Origin of the sequence: Salinisphaera sp. RV14 (genome assembly GCF_052044135.1) — a bacterium.
Taxonomy (GTDB): Bacteria; Pseudomonadota; Gammaproteobacteria; order Nevskiales; family Salinisphaeraceae; genus Salinisphaera.
On the sequence record NZ_JBQDYF010000008.1, the window covers coordinates 123121 to 141234 of the forward strand.

Genomic DNA, 18114 nt, shown 5'->3' on the forward strand with positions numbered 1-18114 from the left:
CCTCCTCGCCCTCAGGCGATCGCGGCGGCGTGCGCCAGGGCGGGGCAGGCAATCCCCTGCCCGTCGAACAGATGACAGGCCGACTCGTTGAAGGCGAGCTGGAGATTCTCCCCGGCAGCGTGCGTGGAACGCCCTTCATCCCGGGCGATGACCACCGAGTCTTCAGCGAGGCGAACATGCAGCAGCGTCTGATCGCCCAGATGCTCGACCACTTCCAGCGTGCCGGCGAGCGTGCCGTCACCCGCTGGGCGCACGTGTTCGGGGCGCAGGCCCACGGTGACGGTATCGCCCGGGGAAACCGCCGAGCCGTCCCGCGCGATGTGCAGGCGCCCGCCGGCCGCCAGCTCGACCCCGACCCCGTCGGCGTCGCGATCGGTGACCGTGGCGGCCAGGAAATTCATGCTCGGTGAGCCGAGAAAACCCGCCACGAACAGATTGCAGGGTGCCTCGTAAAGGTCCGCCGGCGCGCCGGCCTGCTCGATGCGTCCGTCGCGCAGTACCACCATCCGGTCGGCCAGGGTCATCGCTTCGACCTGATCGTGGGTGACGTAGATCATCGTCGCCTTGAGCTGTCGATGCAGCCGGGCCAGCTCGATACGCATCTGGACCCGGAGCTTGGCGTCGAGGTTCGACAGCGGCTCGTCGAACAGAAAGACCTTGGGTTTGCGCACGATCGCGCGTCCGATGGCGACGCGCTGTCTCTGGCCGCCGGACATGTCTTTCGGACGGCGTTCCAGCAGCGGCTCGATACGCAGTATCGCGGCGGCATCGTCGACCCGCTGGCGGATCTCCGATTTCGGCGTGTTCACGTTGCGCAGGCCGAACGACATGTTCTCGCGCACTGTCATATGCGGGTACAGCGCGTAGTTCTGGAACACCATGGCGACGCCGCGCTGGCCCGCCGGCACGTCGTTCACGCGCGTGTCGCCGATATGGATGTCACCACCGCTGATCGGCTCAAGGCCGGCGATCATCCGCAGCAGGGTGGACTTGCCGCAGCCCGACGGACCGACGAACACCACGAATTCCCGTTCGCGGATATCCAGGTCGACGCCGTGCATGACCTGTTCCTCGCCGTAGCGCTTGATCACGCTGCGCAATGTGAGGTCCGTCATGATTTTCTCTCCTCCTCGGCCCCTGTTTTCGGCCGCCGGCCGTTTGGTAATAAATATTGGCTAATTTTTATTAGCAAGCTAGCATCGCCTTGAAAGAGTGGCAACAGCCGGCCATGGCATATGCGGCTAAAGGTGGAGATCGGGCGATGGCGAGGTCGAGAAGCAAAGTCACGATGATGGATGTCGCGCGCGAGGCCGGCGTCTCCCAGTCGACGGTGTCGTTTGTCGTGAACGGCTCGACCAGCGTGCGTATTTCGGATGCGACCCGGCAGCGGGTACTCGAAGTGGCCGAGGCGCTGGGTTATCGCCGGTTCAGCCATTCGGCGCTGGACCACAAGGGGTCCCGGGTGATCGGATTCCTGGTGGACGAGATTTCGACGAGTCCGTTCGCCGTGGCCTCGATGGACGGTGCCCGGGAAGTGGCGTGGGAGAACGACCGCGTGCTGCTGGTCAGCAGTAGCGGCAGCGATCCAGAACTCGAGCGTAGCGCCATCGAAACGTTGCTTTCCTGTCGCCCCGAGGGCATGGTCATCGCCTCGATTCTGACCCGCCAAATCGAGCTGCCGGCCGCGCTGCGGGGCGTGCCTACCGTGCTGCTGAACTGCTACGAGTCCGGCAACGGTTTTCCCAGTGTCGTCCCCGGCGAGGTTGCCGGCGGTCACACGGCGACTCGACGGCTGATCGATGCCGGCCATCGCCGGATCGCCATCATTGGTGGGGAACCCTGGATGGAGGCGGCGCGCGACCGGCTGAAGGGCTACCGCCAGGCGCTGACCACCGCCGATATCGCTGCGGCGCCTGAACTGATCCGTGAGGGGAACTGGCTTCCGAGTAGCGGTTACGAGCAGACGCGGGCGCTGATGGCGTTGGACGCGCCGCCCACCGGCATCTTCTGTTGCAACGATTCCATGGCGATCGGCTGTTATGAGGCCTTGAAGGAGCAGGGGCTGCGCGTCCCCGAAGATGTCTCCGTGGTCGGATATGATGATCAGGAGGTGGCGCGGCACATGTATCCGCCGCTGACCACCGTGGTACTGCCCCATGACGAAATGGGCCGATGGGCTGTGGAGACACTCATCACGGCGGTGGCGAGCGGTCAGAAGCCATCCCTACGCCGGGTGAAAATGGAATGCCCGCTGGTTGAGAGGTGCTCGGTCGCGGCGCCCCGTGTCATCCCGGATCGGCGAGCGGCGATGCCCTGAGTTCAGGCGAGGCTCAGAGCTCATTGCCGTTTCACTCGAACGGCCGGTAGAACTGTTAATCCGGCATCAAAACAGCTGACTTCATCAGCTGTTTTAAACGCCTTGAAAATAAAAGACGGCGCCTGTCATTCTTGTATTTTCAAAAGCCTAGCGGCCAATAGCTGCGGCGAACATGCGCTCGCATACTCGCGCTGTTAACCCGAAGAATCATCTATTTTTGTGCCGGACGTTCGCTACGCATGGCTTGCCGCAAAACAGCGCTTGCCGCGGACTCGCACGAAACCGCAGCAGGCCCTAGTCAGAGTCCGAGCCAGCGCCATGGCCCGGTGAAACGGGCGGCGTGTTATAACGACGTCCGCGCGGCAGTGCGCGGGGCTTTTCATTCGCGATGTGAGATCCTTCATGTCGATCAAGCAGTTGTGTATTTCCGGCTCAATCGTTGCGGCTCTGGCGATGGCCAGTGGCGTGGCGACCGCCGCCGATTCCGGTCAGACGATTTATCTCGATCCGCAGACCGGCAAGGTGATTCCACACCCCGCGCCCGGGTCGCCCGGGTCGCCCGGTACGCCGCCGGGCGCGCAGGCAACGAGCGGCGACGCCGGGCCGAAACAGGGCGGCGGTCGGCAACGCCGGCAGGCCCGCGCGGCCCGGGGGCAGTCGGCCGATCCGGTCTCAGCCTCTAACCGGGCGAGCCACAAGGCGCGGATTGTGCACTGCGCCGACGGCAGTCTTCGCATGGGTTCGGTCGGGCGCGATGACGCGCAGGACAAGCATGATCCGGAGGCACTCTGCGGCCGGCCGGTTGACTGACGCGCGCGCCGGCGCGGGCGGTGCCCGGCGCAACCGGCGCCCGGGCTTTGCTACCATGAGGTCGCTTTAACGCAAAGGTCCGACATGAGTCAGTCCGATATCTTCATGGCCCTCGATCACGGGCTCAAGCAAGCCGGGTCGGTGCAAACACCCGGCGAGACCCACGGCACGCTGACCGGCATGTTGTGCATCGATAACGAGCAGCCGCCGGCGGCGGCCGTGGACGATGTCGAGGCCGAGAACCTGACCGCCGCGCTCGAGGCCCTGCGCGAGATGACGCTCGAAGGGCTGTTCGATCCCGACCTGAGCTTCACGCCGTTACTGCCTGACGACGACGAGCACTCGCTGGATCGTCGCGTCAACGCGCTCGCGCGCTGGTGTTCGGGCTTTCTTTTCGGCCTGAGCTATCGCGGTCGCTTCGATCCGGATCAGTTGTCGGATGAAGTTCGCGAGATCGTGACCGATCTCACCGAACTGTCCAAGGCCGAGCTCACCGCCGAAGAGGATGCCGACAGCGCCGAAGCCGACTACGCCGAGCTGGTGGAGTACGTGCGCGTCGGCGTGCAGATGATCTTTCTCGAACTCCAGCCGCGACGGGAAGGCCCCGAAAGCCGGGAGACGCTGCATTGATTGCCGACCCGTCCCATCTGAATCACGCCGACGACCCGTCCGATCACGCCGAGCGCCGCGCTGCGCTGGCGCGCGAGATCGGCGCCTCCGCCATCGCGGTCATTGCCGCCACGCCGGAACGCAATCGCAACAACGACGTCGATTATCCGTATCGGCCGAACAGCGATTTTCGCTATCTGACCGGCTTCGGCGAGCCTTGTGCGATCGCGGTGATTGCGCCCGGACGCGAAGACGGCGCGTACGTGCTGTTCTGTCGCGAGCGTGATCCGGCGGCCGAGACCTGGATCGGCCATCGCGCCGGCACCGAGGGGGCGATGGCGCGGTTCGGCGCCGATCAGGCCTTTCCGATCGAGGAATTCGACGCGCGCATCGGTGACATGCTCTCGACTCGTAAGTACCTGTACATGACCCAGGGCATTCATCCGGAATTCGAACAGCGCCTGCTCGCGCGGTTGAACGACGTGCGTTCGCGCGGCCGGCATGCGGCGCCGCCCGAGCACATCATCACGCTCAACAGCGTGGTGCATGAAATGCGGTTGCGTAAGTCCCCGGCCGAACTGGCCCTGATGCGCCAGGCCGCCGCGACGTCGGCGGCGGGGCATTGCGCGGCCATGCGCGCGGCCCGACCGGGTGTGTACGAATATCAGCTCGAGGCCACGCTGCATTACATTTACGGCCTCGACGGCATGCACTGGGCGTATCCGACCATCGTCGGCGCGGGGGCCAACGCCTGTGTGCTGCATTATGTGGAAAATGCATCGGCGCTCGCCGACGGCGATCTGGTGCTGATCGACTCCGGCGCCGAGTATCGCGGCTATGCCGGCGATATCACGCGTACGTTCCCGGCCAACGGCCGTTTCACCGACACCCAGCGCGAGGTCTACGACATCGTGCTGGCCGCCAACGAAGCCGCGATCGCGGCCTGCCGTGCCGGGGCGAAGGCCAACGCACCGCACCAGGCCGCGCTCGAGACCCTGGTCGACGGTCTGCTCGAACTGGGCTTCGTCACCGGCGATCGCGAATCGGTGATGGCCGACGAGCGCTACAAGACGTTCTTCATGCACGGCACGAGCCATTGGCTCGGCATGGATGTGCACGACGTGGGCGCGTACAAGCAGGACGGCGAGTGGCGCGCGCTCGAACCCGGCATGGTGCTCACGATCGAGCCCGGCTTGTATATCCCGCCGGGCACCGAGGGCGCGGACCCGCGCTATTGGGGCATTGGCATCCGGGTAGAGGACGATGTCGTGATCACCGGTGGCGATCCGGAGGTCATGACCTCGGCCGTGCCCAAGGCGCCGGCGGCCATCGAGGCGCTCATGAGCGAGCACGCGTGAACACCGATTACGATATTGCCGTCGTCGGCGGCGGCCTGGCCGGTGCCAGCCTGGCGTGCGCACTGTCCGGCAGCGGGCTGCGCATCGCGCTGATCGAAGCGGTGGCCTTCGATGCGCCGGTTGACGAGAACATGAAGGCACGCACCACGGCACTCGCCTGGGGCACGCGCGCCATGTTCGACCAGCTCGGGCTGTGGTCGGCGATGGCCGAGGACGCGGCCGCGATCGAGCGCCTGCATGTCTCGCAGGCCGGGTATTTCGGCCGCGTCACCGTCGACGCGGCGGAGTACGATCTGCCCGCGCTCGGCTATGTCGTGCCCAATCTCACCATGATCGCTGTCCTGCGCGAGCGGCTGGCCGGCATGGATCATGTGGATACGATCGCGCCCGCGGCCTTCGAGTCGCTGGCTTATCGGGGCGACGCGGCGGTTGAACTCACACTGGCCGAAGGTGAGGGCAAGCGCCGGCTGACCACGCGGCTGGTGATCGGGGCCGACGGCACCCACTCGAAAGTGCGCTCGGCGCTGGGCATCGGGGCGACGGTCGACGACTATGGTCAGTCGGCGATCATCACCAAGGCCCACACCGAACGCCCGCTGGCCGGTTGTGCCTACGAACGTTTCACCCCGGACGGGCCGGTGGCGCTGTTGCCGTTCGTACATGACACGGCGGCCGTGGTCTGGACCGTGCCGACCGACGAGGCGCGGCGCTTGCTGGACTCGAGCGACGACGATTTCACCGCCGAGTTGCAGGCGCGTTTCGGTGATCGCCTGGGCCGGTTGACGCTGGCCGGGCCGCGTGGCGCCTATCCGCTGGCGCGCGTGCTCTGCGACCGGGCCTGGTCGCATCGTGCCGCATTGATCGGCAATGCCGGCCACGCGCTGCACCCGGCCGCGGCCCAGGGCTTCAATCTGGCGATCCGGGATGCGCTGGGCGTGGCGGCCGCCCTGCGCGAGCACCAGCAGCTCGACGGTGCCGCGTTCGATCCGGGCGACGCCGATCATCTGGCGGCCTGGGCCGAGAGCCGGCGACCGGATCAACACCGCGTGGCCAATTTCACCGACCGCATCGTGCGCCTGTTTTCCAACCGCGTGCCGGGCCTTGGTCATGTGCGCGGCGCCGGTCTGTTCGGTTTGTCGCTGGCGCCGGGCGTGCGCGGCGGCATGGCGCGGCGCAGCATGGGGCTGGCGCTGCTCGATGACACCGCAATGCGCCGCTCCGACCGCAGGATGAACTCATGACCACAGGTCCTCGTTACGATGTCGCCATTGTCGGCGGCGGCATGGTGGGCGCGGTGCTCGCCGTCGCACTGTCCGACGCCGATTTCCACGTCGCGCTGATCGAGGCCAGGCAGCCGAAGCCGCTCGACCCGGACGCCGACTACGATCTGCGGCAATCGGCGATCGCGCCGGGCCCGCGGCGGGTGCTGGACAATCTAGGTCTCTGGGAGCGCGTGCCGGCGCAGCGAATCTGTGCCTTCACCGGCATGAAGGTCTGGCAGGCCGGCGGCGATGACGAGCTGTTTCTCGAGAATACCGCGGTCGGCCTGCCCGAGCTCGGGCATATCGTGGAGAATGCGCTGGTGGTCGATGCCGCGTGGCAGGCGCTCGAGCATGTCGATGTCTATTGCCCGGCCCGCCTCGCGTCGCTGGCAGTCGACGACAACGCCGCACGGCTGACGCTCGATGATGAACAGGAGATCACCGCGGCCCTGGTGGTCGGGGCCGAAGGGGCGAATTCGCCGGTGCGCGAAGCCGCCGGCATCGCCACCACGGGATGGGCGTATGGCCAGCGTTGCACGGTCGGCACGGTCACGACCGCGCACCACCACCGACATATCGCCTGGCAGCGCTTCACCGAAACCGGCCCGGTGGCGTTTCTGCCGTTGTCGGATGGCCGGTGCTCGCTGGCCTGGCACGCCGACGAAGCGCTGGCGGATGAATTGGCCGCACTCGATCATGACGAATTCTGTCGCCGGCTAACCGAGGCCAGCGGCGGCGCGCTCGGGCGCATCGAGCACATGGGCCCGCGTGCGGCGTTCCCGCTCAAGCTCATGCATGCGCGCGAATACGTACAACCGCGCGTGGCGATCGCCGGCGATGCCGCACACGTCGTCCATCCCATGGCCGGGCAGGGGGTGAACCTGGGGCTGCTGGATGTCGCCGAGCTGGTGGCCGCACTCGAGGCGGGCCGCGCGGCGGGGGCGGATGCCGGCGAATTGCGCTACCTCAAGCGTTATCAGCGCGCGCGCATGGCCGACAACATGATGATGCTGGCCGCCACCGATGGCCTGAAGCGGCTCTACGGCAGCCGCAACCCGCTGCTGCGCGCGTTGCGCGGACTGGCGATCGGCGGTGCGTCGCGGCTGGCGCCGATGCGCCGGGTCATGATCAGCCAGGCCGCGGGGCTTTCCCCCGACGGCGCGCGACTGTTGCGCTAGCGCGGGCCGCGCGCGCTAAACGGCGACAGGCCCGGGGCGCGCCATTTGGCATGGTCCGGCGCGCCCGGTATAGTTCGTCCCACGATCGCAAAACGCGTGGGAGAGAGCGGGCACGCCCGCCGCCGAAGGCGCAATTCCGCCCGGAAACGCTCAGGCCACAGGACCACGCGCGGGCCGGCTCGCCGGCCACGATCGACTCTGGAGAGCAACCGCCAAGGCGGTTCACCGACGGGGCGAATCTCTCAGGTGCCAGGACAGAGGGGCGGCGGAACGAGACCGACGGTCTTTGAACTGCTGCAATTTGCCCAAACAGAGTCGATCGCATGGCCAATCAGACCCCGTTGTACGACGAGCACGTTGCCCTGGGCGCCAAGCTGGTGACTTTCGCCGGCTGGGAGATGCCGATCGACTACGGCTCCCAGATCGCCGAACACAAGGCCGTGCGTGAATCGGCCGGCATGTTCGACGTCTCGCACATGCGCCCGGTCGACATCGAGGGGCCGCAGGCGCGCGACCTGCTGCGGCGGACTCTGGCCAACGATGTGGCCAAGATCGACCAAGTGGGCCGTGCCTTCTATACCTGCATGCTCAATACCCGCGGCGGCGTGGTCGACGACCTGATCGTCTATCACCTGGGCGAGCACTGGTATCGCATCGTGGTCAATGCGGCCACCACGACCAAGGACATGGCGTGGATCACCAGCCAGGCCCGCGACTTCGACGCCACGGTCACGGCGCGCGACGAGCTGGCAATCATCGCCGTACAGGGACCGCAGGCACGCAAGCTTTGCCAGCGCATTCTCGACGACGAGCTCGCGGCCGCGGCGATGGAACTCAATCCGTTTCGCGTCACGGTCGCCGGTGAATGGGCGATCGGTCGCACCGGTTATACCGGCGAGGACGGGTTCGAGATCATGCTGCCGGCCGACGCGGCGGTCGAGACCTGGCGGGCGCTGCATGAGGCCGGCGTGTCGCCGATCGGCCTCGGTGCGCGGGACACGCTGCGGCTCGAGGCCGGGCTGAATCTCTACGGCCAGGACATGGACGAAGACACCACGCCGCTGGAGTCCGGCCTGGCCTGGACCGTGGCCTTCGAGCCGGCGGAGCGCGAATTCATCGGCCGGGATGCGCTGGCACATATCCGCGAGCATGACGAGACCAGGAAAATGGTCGGCCTGCTGCTGGAAGGGCGCGGCGTCATGCGCCACGGCGCGGCCGTGCGCGCGGCCGGCGACGAGGCCAGCGATGCCGGGGACGCGCCCGGCCAAGTCACCAGCGGCAGCTTCGCGCCGACCCTGTCGCGCTCGATCGCGCTGGCGCGCGTGCCCGCCGACTGGACGGATCCGGTCGAGGTCGAGCTGCGCGGCAAGTGGGTGCCGGCGCGCATCGTCTCCTATCCCTTCGTGCGTCACGGCGAGATCTGCATCGATCTCTAGCGGCCGGACCGACGCTTTTCCCCGCGAGCGGCTGGAATACGGGGCCGCCTCGCTTATCATTTCGACTCGTCAAGGGGCCAATCCAGGATAAGACAATGAGCGATATCCCGAACGAACTTTCGTATACCAAGAGCCACGAATGGGTGGCCAACGACGGCGACGGCACCGTGACCGTCGGCATCACCGAATACGCCCAGGGCTCGCTGGGCGACCTGGTGTTCGTCGAACTGCCGGAGACCGGCACCAAGTTCGCCGTGGGCGACCCGGTGGCGGTGGTCGAATCGGTCAAGGCCGCCTCCGATATCTATGCGCCGGTCGACGGCGAGATCGTCGAGGTCAACGAGGAACTGGCCGATTCGCCCGAGCGCGTCAACGAAGATCCGTTCGGCGAGGGCTGGTTGTTCAAGATGACGGTCGATAACACCGCGCATCTCGACGACCTGCTGGACGCCGATGCCTACGGTGAGATCGTCGAAGCCGAAGAAGACTGATCGATCGCCTTACGGTGCCGGCGCGCGTCGTCGGCGCCGCTTCCTGGTTTTCAGCCCGGTTTCAACCTGCAAACGCTATGCCTTTCATTCCCCATACCGACAAGGACATCACGGACATGCTGGCCGCCATCGGCGCGGACAGTGTCGATGCCCTGTTTTCCGAGATCGACCCGAAGCTGCGCAACGTCGATATCTCGGCGATTCCGGAACGCGCCAGCGAGCAGGCCGTCACCCGCTTGATGCACCAGCGCGCCGCGCGGGATGCCGGGGGGTTGTGCTTCATCGGCGCGGGTGCCTACGAGCATCATGTGCCGGCCGCGGTATGGGAGATCACCACCCGCGGCGAGTTCTATAGCGCCTATACGCCTTATCAGCCCGAGGCCAGCCAGGGCACGCTGCAGGTCGTGTACGAATACCAGACGATGATGTGCGGTTTGACCGGCATGGACGTCGCCAACGCCTCGCTGTATGACGGCGCCTCCGCGCTGGCCGAGGCCGTGCTGATGGCCGTGCGGGCCAATCGCAAATCCAAGTCCAGGCGGGTGCTGATGCCGGCCGGCGTGCACCCGTACTATCGCGAAGTCGCGCATAACATCTGCGCGAACCAGAACATTATCTTCGAGACCATTCCCTACGGCGCCGACGGCAGGATCGACCGCGCCGCGCTCGACGCCCGGGCCGGCGCTGACATCACCGCGCTCGTCATCCCGCAGCCGAATTTCTTCGGCGTGCTGGAGGATGTGGATGCGCTCACCGACTGGGCGCGCGACAACGGCGCGTTGGCGATCGGTGTGGTCAACCCGGTGTCGCTCGCGCTGCTGACGCCCCCGGGCGAGTGGGGCGACGGCGCCGGTGCCGATATCGTGGTCGGCGAGGGCCAGCCGCTGGGCGCGCCACTGGCCGGCGGCGGGCCGTACTTCGGCATTCTGTGCTGTCGCAAAACCCATGTGCGCCAGATGCCGGGGCGCGTGGTCGGGCGCACCCGCGATATCGACGGCAAGCCGGGCTATGTGCTCACGCTGCAGCCGCGCGAGCAGCACATTCGTCGATCGAAGGCGACGTCGAATATCTGTACCAATCAGGGTCTGCTGGTCACCGCCGCGACCATTCACATGAGCCTGCTGGGCTCGCATGGTCTGGAAACCGTGGCCGCGACCTGTGCCGCGACCACGCGCGATCTGGTCGCCCGCCTGACCGCACTCGACGGTGTGGGGCGCGTATTCAATACACCGTTCTTCCACGAAGCCGCGCTGCGCCTGCCGGTGCCGGCCCAGCCGGTGCTCGACGCGCTGGCCGAGCGCGGCATTCTCGGCGGTCTGGCGCTGGGCGCATTCTTCGACGACATGGACGACGTAGTGCTCGTCTGTGCCACCGAAACCAAGACCGACGACGATCTGGCGGCCTACGCCAACGCGCTGTCGGATGTGCTGGCAGAAATGACAGAGGTGGCCTGATATGAGCCGAACCATCACGCGCCGCGGCGCCGAAATGCACGTCGCCGGCGAACTGCCGCAGCCGGGCGATCGATTGCCGCCGCTGCGGCTCACCGGCAGCGATCTGGTCGATGTCGGGCTCGACGCGTTCGCCGGCCGCGCCAGGATCTTCAATATCTTCCCGAGCCTGGACACGCCCACCTGTGCGCTGTCGGTCAAGCGGTTCAATGCCCGCGTCGAGGCCATGACCGGTGTGGTGCTGTTGCAGGTCTCGGCCGATCTGCCGTTCGCGCACAAGCGCTTCTGTGCCGCCGAAGGGTTGGAAAACGGCGTCACGCTGTCGATGATGCGCGACAAGACCTTCGCCGCCGACTACGGCGTGCTGATCGAGGACGGCGGCATGGCCGGGCTGTGCGCCCGCGCCGTGATCGTGGCCGATGCCGACGATCGCGTCGTCTACAGCGAACTCGTGCCCGAGATTTCCCAGGAACCGGACTACGACGCGGCCATCGCCGCGCTCGAATCGGCCTAACGTTATCGATTGCCATGACTGAACGACTGATCTTCGAACACAGCCGGCCCGGCCGCCGGGCCACCGCCCAGGCGCCGGCAAGCGCGCCCGCGGTGGACGATCTGCCGGCGAACCTCCGGCGCCGCAGCGCGCTTGGCCTGCCGGAAGTCTCCGAACTGGACGTGGTGCGGCACTACACCCGTCTGTCGCAGCTCAACTTCTCCATCGATACGCACTTCTACCCGCTGGGTTCGTGCACGATGAAGTACAACCCACGCGCCTGTAACACGCTGGCCTCGCTGCCCGGTTTTCTCAACCGGCATCCGCTGGCGCCGGCCAGCCACAGCCAGGGCATGATGGCCTGCTTTTTCGACCTGCAGGAAATGCTCAAGACGGTCACGGGCATGGCCGCGGTCTCGCTCACGCCGATGGCTGGCGCGCAGGGCGAATTCACCGGCGTGGCGATGATCAAGGCCTACCATGAGGCCCGCGGCGATACCGAGCGCGACGAAATCATCGTGCCGAGCGCCGCCCACGGCACCAATCCGGCCACGGCCGTGATGTGCGGCTGCACCGTGGTCGAGATTCCGACCGACGCCGATGGTGACGTCGATCTGGAGGCGCTGCGCTCGAAAGTGGGCCCGAAGACCGCCGGCATCATGCTGACCAACCCGTCCACACTGGGCGTGTTCGAACAGGACATCCTCGAGATCTCGAAGATGATCCACGAGGCCGGGGGCCTGCTGTATTACGACGGCGCCAACCTCAATGCCATTCTCGGCAAGGTGCGCCCGGGCGACATGGGCTTCGATGTCATCCACATGAACCTGCACAAGACCTTCTCCACGCCGCACGGCGGCGGCGGGCCGGGCTCCGGCGCGGTCGGTGTGTCGAAACGTCTGCGCGATTTCATGCCGATCCCCGCGGTCGGCCGCGAAGGCGAGGGCACAAACGTCAGCTATCGCTGGCTGACCGAAAAGGATGTGCCGCACACGATCGGCCGCCTTTCGACCTTCATGGGCAACGCCGGCGTGCTGCTGCGGGCCTATGTCTATGCGCGCCTGCTGGGGCGCGAAGGCATGACACGGGTCTCCGAATTCGCGACGCTCAACTCGAACTACCTGATGACGCGGCTCAAGCAGGCCGGCTTCGAGGTGGCGTTCCCGGACCGACGCGCCAGCCACGAGTTCATCGTCACGCTCAAGCGCCAGAAGCAGCAGTTGGACGTCACCGCGACCGACTTCGCCAAGCGGCTGCTCGACTACGGCTATCATGCGCCGACCATCTATTTCCCGCTGCTCGTGCCGGAGTGCTTTCTGATCGAGCCCACCGAGACCGAATCGCGCGAAACGCTCGACGGCTTCGTCGACGCCATGGTCGCGATCTGGAACGAAGCCAGAAACGATGCAACCACTTTAAAAAACGCCCCGGTGAGCCTGCCGGTGCGCCGGCTGGACGAAGTCGCGGCGGCCAAGTCGCTCGATTTGAAATACGAGCCCGAAACCGGCGGCGAGCGTTCGGCGGCCTGATGCAATGCTTACAGAGTGCGCCGGCGGATTGATACCGGCGGCGCCTCGGCGGGCGATGAAAGTGCGCCACCCGTTCACTTGACGAAAGGACAATCTATGTCTGCGCTGATCTGCGGTTCCTTTGCTTTCGATACCATCATGGTCTACTCCGGGCAGTTCAAGAACGAGATTCTGCCCGACCAGGTGCACATGCTGAACGTCTCCTTTCTGGTGCCGGAAATGCGTCGGGAGTTCGGTGGCTGTGCCGGTAACATTGCCTATTCGCTGGCGCTGCTGGGCGGCGAGGGCAAGGCCATGGGGACGGTCGGCAAGGATTTCGACGACTATGCCGACTGGATGGATCAGCACGGCATCAGCCGTGATCACATCTTGCGTATCGATGATGCCTACACCGCGCAGGCGTACATCACCACCGACATGGACGACAACCAGATCACGGCCTTCCATCCGGGCGCGATGAACCATGCCCACGAGCAGGCGGTGCCGGATAATGCCGGTATCACGCTGGGCATGGTGTCGCCGGATGGCAAGGACGGCATGGTTGCCCATGCGCAGCAGTTTGCCGATGCCGGGATCGATTTCATCTTCGATCCGGGGCAGGGCCTGCCGATGTTCAACGGCGCGGAGCTGAACACGATCATCGACCAGGCGGCGTATCTCGCGGTCAACGACTACGAGTCCAAGCTGGTGCGCGATCGTACGGGCATGAGCGAGGCCGAGATTGCATCCCGGCTCAAGGCGCTGATCGTGACCAAGGGCGCCAAGGGGTCGGTGATCTATGCCGACGGCAAGACCTACGAGATACCCACCGGCAGCCCCTCGGCATTGAGCGACCCGACAGGTTGCGGCGACGCGTTCCGGGCCGGGCTGATCTACGGCCTGCAGCAGGGTTACGACTGGGCCACCACAGGTCGCATCGCCTCGCTGATGGGCACGATCAAGATCGAGCGGCCCGGCACCCAGAACCACGCCTTCACGATGGACGAGTTCAAGGCGCGCTACGCCAAGGAATTCGGCCACGCGCTGGGCTGAAAATAGCCTGCGCGGCCTGAGGGGAGATCGCGTTCGATGATGACCGTCATGCCGCGCAGCGTCGATACCCGGCGGTTGCATCTGCGGCCGCCGGAGCCTACCGATGCCGGGGCCATCTTCGCCTACGCCAGCGATCCGGTGGCCACGCGTTACATGATCTGGCCGACCGCGGCGGACATCGATGACACCCACGACTTTCTCGACGATGTCGCGGCCGGCTGGGCTGCGGGCGACGATTTCTGCTACGCCGTGACCGACCGCGCCACCGGCGTGCTGCACGGGGCGGCCTCGTGCCAGTTCGATCAGCACGGCGCGGAGATCGGTTATATCCTCGCGCCCTCGGTCTGGGGGCGGGGGCTGGCCACGGAGGCGGCCGCGGCCATTGTCGAGGCCGCCTGGGGCAACGACGATCTGTATCGTGTCTGGGCGACCTGTGATGTCGAGAACACCGCCTCCGCGCGCGTGCTGGAAAAACTCGGCATGCGATACGAAGGGCGGCTCGCGCGCTGGGCGCCGTGCCCTAATCTCGGCCATGCGGCGGCGCCGCGCGATGCGCTGTGCTATGCGCTGACGCGCTGACCCCGCGGGCCAGGCGACACGCGCGATGTGTCCACCGACGGCCGGATGCGGTTTCAAGAATTCGTCATTGGTTTGATCGCCACGACAGGGCGGCGTGCTGCTAAACTCCGCGCCCATGTTCGTACGTCCCGATTTCGACCCGATCGCGTTTTCGATCGGCCCGTTGGCCGTGCACTGGTACGGCCTGATGTATTTGTTGTCCTTCCTCATCGGCTGGGGCATGGGCATTGTGCGCACGCGCCAGCCGCATGTGCACTGGCACAAGGAGGAAGTCGGCGACTTCCTGTTCTATGTCGTGCTCGGCGTGGTGTTCGGCGGACGGCTGGGCTATGTGCTGCTGTACCAGCCCGATCTGTTCTATCACCATCCGTTGCAGATCTTCGCGGTCTGGGACGGCGGCATGTCGTTCCACGGCGGTCTGATCGGTGTGTTGATCGCATCGATGTGGTTCGCGCGCAAGACACACCGCACCTTCTTCCAGATTACCGACTTCGTGGCGCCGATCGTGCCGATCGGGCTGTTCTTCGGGCGTATCGGGAATTTCATCAACGGCGAACTGGTGGGCCGGGTCACGGATGTGCCCTGGGCCATGATCTATCCGCATGTCGGCCCGCAGCCGCGGCATCCCTCGGAACTGTACGAGGCCTCGCTGGAAGGACTCGCCCTGTTCGCGATTCTCTGGATCTATGCGGCCAAGCCGCGCCCGCGCGCGGCGGTATCCGGTGTATTCCTGGTCGGCTATGGCTGCTTTCGTTTTTTCTGCGAGTTCTTCCGCCAGCCGGATCCGTTCGCCGGCTTCGTCGCCTTCGGCTGGATGACGCTGGGCCAGATCTATTCGGCGCCCATGATCGTCGGCGGCATCGCGCTTTTGATCTGGGCATATACCCGACGCGATCCGAATGAGGGCGGCGCCAGGTGAGTGCGGCGATCGAGCAACCCTATCTCGACCTGATGCGCGAGGTGCGCGATCACGGCGTGACCAAGGCCGATCGTACCGGCGTGGGCACGAAGTCGGTGTTCGGCCGCCAGATGCGGTTCGATCTGGCCCGCGGTTTCCCAGCCCTGACCACCAAGAAACTGCACCTGCGCTCGATCATCCACGAGCTGCTGTGGTTCATCGCCGGCGATACCAATATCGCCTACCTGCGCGAGCACAAAGTCCGGATCTGGGACGATTGGGCCGACGAGAACGGCGATCTCGGTCCGGTCTACGGCTACCAGTGGCGCAGCTGGCCGGCGCCGAACGGCGAGTCGATCGATCAGCTGGCACGCGTGATCGAGGGTATCCGGCGTAATCCCGATTCACGCCGGCATATCGTGACCGCGTGGAATCCGGCCCAGGTCGACGATATGGCGTTGCCGCCGTGTCATGCGATGTTTCAGTTTTATGTCGCCGGCGGGCGTTTGTCCTGCCAGCTCTATCAGCGCAGTGCCGATATTTTTCTGGGCGTGCCGTTCAATATTGCCTCTTATGCGATATTAACGCACATGATTGCCCAGGTATGCGATCTGGCCGTGGGCGACTTTGTGCATACGCTCGGCGACGCGCATATTTACTTGAATCACCTCGACCAAGTGGCCGCCCAGCTTGCGCGCGAGCCGCTCGCGCCACCGCGCCTGCATCTGAATCCGGCCATCGACGATATCTTCGATTTTCGTTTCGATGACATTGAATTGCTTGATTATAAAAGCCATCCGACCATCAAGGCCCCGATCGCGGTCTGAATGTCCGAGGCGGCTCGCGCCCGGCCAGTATTTTCAGCGCGCGGTCGGTGAGTTGAAGTAGAATGTCGATCATGACATTTGAATAAGAAAACTCACATTGGATCAGGGAACGGGCCCGATTCGGGTTCTCGTCGTTGAGGATAGCGAAGAGGATCGCGAACATCTGGCCAGTCTGTTGTCGGCGGCGCACGGCATGGGGTATGCCCTGACGTTCGCATCGGACCACGTCGAAGCCGAACGTGAGCTGGCGCGTGCTGCGCACGATATTTGCCTGCTCGATTATCAGCTGGGCGCGCGCACCGGCCTGGAAGTGCTGCGCAGCGCGGCGGCCCGACGCTTCGCGGGGCCGATCGTCGTGCTGACCGGTAACGACAATTATGAAATCGATCTGGCGGTCATGAAGGCCGGCGCGGTCGATTTTCTGTCCAAGGATTCCCTGACGGCGGTACTGATCGAACGGGTCATTCGCTACGCGATCCAGCAGTACGCCAACCAGGCGCAGTTCACTTATCTGGCCGAGCACGATCAGATTACCGGTCTGTTCAATCGCCGGGTGGTGCAGGAACGCATCGCCCGGAAGCTGGCCGAGCCGCCGGAGCGGCGCGCCCCCTTCGTGGTGATCTATTTCGATCTCGACGGCTTCAAGAGTATCAACGATTCGCTGGGCCATAACGTGGGCGACCGCGCCCTGGCCGTGGCCGCGGAGCGCCTCCAGGCCTGCTGTAGCGCGCAGGTGCTGTTGGGGCGCGTGGGTGGCGACGAATTCGTGGCGGTGGTCGACACGGACGACACCACCGAGGTCGATGCGATGCTGCGCGCGGTGCTGGATCGGTTCCGCCAGCCGGTGGTGGTGCGCGAGCACCGGCTCCGCGTGACCATATCGATCGGCGCGGCGCGCTATCCCGAGGACGGCGCCGATGGCATGACCCTGCTCACCCACGCCGATGCTGCGATGTACGCCGCCAAGCGGGCCGGACGCGATCGATTCTGCTGGTTTGCCGACGTCGATCAGGCGACCGAGGCCGAGCCGGCGGAGCTGGGCAACGAGCTGCGCCTGGCCCTGGAGCGCGACGAGTTGTATCTGGTGTACCAGCCCCAGTTCGAGCTCGAGACCGGCCGTATCGTCGCACTGGAAGCGTTGTCGCGCTGGCATCACAGCCGCCTCGGGCCGATCTCGCCGACGCGTTTCGTCGCGCTCGCGGAGACGAGTGGTTTTATCAACCGTCTCAGTGACTGGGTGCTGTCGTCGGCCTGTCGTCAGTATCTGGCCTGGCGCGACTACGGCCTGATTGATGCCGACGTGGTGCTTGCGGTCAATGTCTCGGCCGAACTGGTCAGTAACGCCGGCCTGCTGGCCAGCGTACGACGGCTGATCGACGAGCGCGGCATGCCGCCCGGCTGTCTCGAGCTGGAATTCAGCGAAAGCGCACTCATTCTGGACAACCGGATTTTCGATGATCTGCTCGTCGCCCTCAAGAATATGGGGGTACGGGTCGTTATAGATGATGTCGGGCGCGGTCGCTCGACGCTCCAGTCTCTAACGCGGCGGCCGGTGGACGTGCTCAAGATCGATCTCAACTGTCTGCGCGGTGTCGTGGACAATCCCAGCGACCAGGCCATGGCCCGGGCGATCATCGCCCTGGGGGCCAGCCTGGGCATGCGTGTAGTGGCCGAAGGGGTCGAGAACGATGGACAGCGGCGCTTTCTGGCCGACAACCACTGCGGCTTCGCGCAGGGTTTCTATTATGCGCCCGGCCTGACGACGCCGGACGTGACCGAACTCCTGGCCGGTTTGACCGCCCCGATTCACTGATCGGGTTGCGCGGCGACGTTTTCACGAACGA

General features: G+C 65.6%; 17 protein-coding genes and 2 riboswitches. Of the genes, 16 read left to right on the forward strand and 1 reads right to left on the reverse strand.

The genetic code is table 11. The features are described from left to right. Positions 1–11 precede the first annotated feature (11 nt). On the reverse strand, positions 12–1115 hold the full coding sequence (locus ACS8Y6_RS10365; RefSeq protein WP_440855515.1) for an ABC transporter ATP-binding protein: 1104 nt from the start codon (positions 1113–1115) through the stop codon (positions 12–14). A gap of 173 nt (positions 1116–1288) precedes the next feature. Here ACS8Y6_RS10365 and ACS8Y6_RS10370 point away from each other — a divergent pair, with 173 nt between their 5' ends. The 16 genes from ACS8Y6_RS10370 (at position 1289) to ACS8Y6_RS10445 (ending at position 18083) form a co-directional block, all read left to right on the forward strand. Then, positions 1289–2317, forward strand: a complete 1029-nt coding sequence (locus ACS8Y6_RS10370) for a LacI family DNA-binding transcriptional regulator (protein ID WP_440855516.1) — start codon at positions 1289–1291, stop codon at positions 2315–2317. 402 nt (positions 2318–2719) lie between these two features. Further along, positions 2720–3127 carry a hypothetical protein gene (locus ACS8Y6_RS10375; RefSeq protein WP_440848783.1) on the forward strand — a complete coding sequence of 136 codons (408 nt, stop codon included), beginning with the start codon at positions 2720–2722 and terminating at the stop codon, positions 3125–3127. Between the two features lie 84 nt (positions 3128–3211). Then, positions 3212–3757: a UPF0149 family protein gene (locus ACS8Y6_RS10380; RefSeq protein WP_440848784.1), complete on the forward strand. Its 546-nt coding sequence runs from the start codon at positions 3212–3214 to the stop codon at positions 3755–3757. Further along, positions 3754–5094 (forward strand): aminopeptidase P N-terminal domain-containing protein, encoded by a 1341-nt coding sequence (locus tag ACS8Y6_RS10385; protein ID WP_440855517.1) that lies wholly within the window; start codon positions 3754–3756, stop codon positions 5092–5094. Before ACS8Y6_RS10380 ends, ACS8Y6_RS10385 begins: the two co-directional genes overlap by 4 nt. Beyond that, a complete protein-coding gene (locus tag ACS8Y6_RS10390; RefSeq protein ID WP_440855518.1) occupies positions 5091–6335 on the forward strand; it encodes an FAD-dependent monooxygenase in 1245 nt (414 codons plus the stop codon). The genes ACS8Y6_RS10385 and ACS8Y6_RS10390 overlap by 4 nt, the downstream gene beginning before the upstream one ends. Continuing rightward, positions 6332–7534, forward strand: coding sequence for a UbiH/UbiF/VisC/COQ6 family ubiquinone biosynthesis hydroxylase (locus ACS8Y6_RS10395; RefSeq protein ID WP_440848787.1), 1203 nt, complete (start codon positions 6332–6334; stop codon positions 7532–7534). Before ACS8Y6_RS10390 ends, ACS8Y6_RS10395 begins: the two co-directional genes overlap by 4 nt. Positions 7535–7621: 87 nt before the next feature. Beyond that, a riboswitch (glycine riboswitch) is annotated at positions 7622–7710 on the forward strand. A gap of 12 nt (positions 7711–7722) precedes the next feature. Further along, a riboswitch (glycine riboswitch) is annotated at positions 7723–7802 on the forward strand. A gap of 55 nt (positions 7803–7857) precedes the next feature. Beyond that, positions 7858–8970, forward strand: coding sequence for a glycine cleavage system aminomethyltransferase GcvT (gene gcvT / locus ACS8Y6_RS10400; protein ID WP_440855519.1), 1113 nt, complete (start codon positions 7858–7860; stop codon positions 8968–8970). 95 nt (positions 8971–9065) lie between these two features. After that, positions 9066–9461 (forward strand): glycine cleavage system protein GcvH, encoded by a 396-nt coding sequence (gcvH, locus tag ACS8Y6_RS10405; protein ID WP_109995066.1) that lies wholly within the window; start codon positions 9066–9068, stop codon positions 9459–9461. A gap of 77 nt (positions 9462–9538) precedes the next feature. Then, on the forward strand, positions 9539–10915 hold the full coding sequence (gene gcvPA / locus ACS8Y6_RS10410; protein WP_440848789.1) for an aminomethyl-transferring glycine dehydrogenase subunit GcvPA: 1377 nt from the start codon (positions 9539–9541) through the stop codon (positions 10913–10915). A 1-nt stretch (position 10916) separates the two neighbouring features. Beyond that, entirely contained in the window at positions 10917–11426 is a 510-nt protein-coding gene (gene tpx / locus ACS8Y6_RS10415) for a thiol peroxidase (protein WP_440848790.1), read from the forward strand. Between the two features lie 8 nt (positions 11427–11434). Next, entirely contained in the window at positions 11435–12934 is a 1500-nt protein-coding gene (gcvPB, locus tag ACS8Y6_RS10420) for an aminomethyl-transferring glycine dehydrogenase subunit GcvPB (protein WP_440848826.1), read from the forward strand. A 96-nt stretch (positions 12935–13030) separates the two neighbouring features. Beyond that, complete coding sequence (locus tag ACS8Y6_RS10425) at positions 13031–13966, forward strand: carbohydrate kinase family protein (protein ID WP_440848791.1); 936 nt, start codon at positions 13031–13033, stop codon at positions 13964–13966. 48 nt (positions 13967–14014) lie between these two features. Continuing rightward, positions 14015–14545 carry a GNAT family N-acetyltransferase gene (locus ACS8Y6_RS10430; protein WP_440855520.1) on the forward strand — a complete coding sequence of 177 codons (531 nt, stop codon included), beginning with the start codon at positions 14015–14017 and terminating at the stop codon, positions 14543–14545. Positions 14546–14660: 115 nt separating this feature from the next. After that, positions 14661–15464 (forward strand): prolipoprotein diacylglyceryl transferase, encoded by an 804-nt coding sequence (gene lgt, locus ACS8Y6_RS10435; protein WP_440848793.1) that lies wholly within the window; start codon positions 14661–14663, stop codon positions 15462–15464. Continuing rightward, a complete protein-coding gene (locus ACS8Y6_RS10440; protein ID WP_440848794.1) occupies positions 15461–16270 on the forward strand; it encodes a thymidylate synthase in 810 nt (269 codons plus the stop codon). The genes lgt and ACS8Y6_RS10440 overlap by 4 nt, the downstream gene beginning before the upstream one ends. A 97-nt stretch (positions 16271–16367) precedes the next feature. Further along, a complete protein-coding gene (locus ACS8Y6_RS10445; protein ID WP_440855521.1) occupies positions 16368–18083 on the forward strand; it encodes a putative bifunctional diguanylate cyclase/phosphodiesterase in 1716 nt (571 codons plus the stop codon). Positions 18084–18114: the final 31 nt, after the last annotated feature.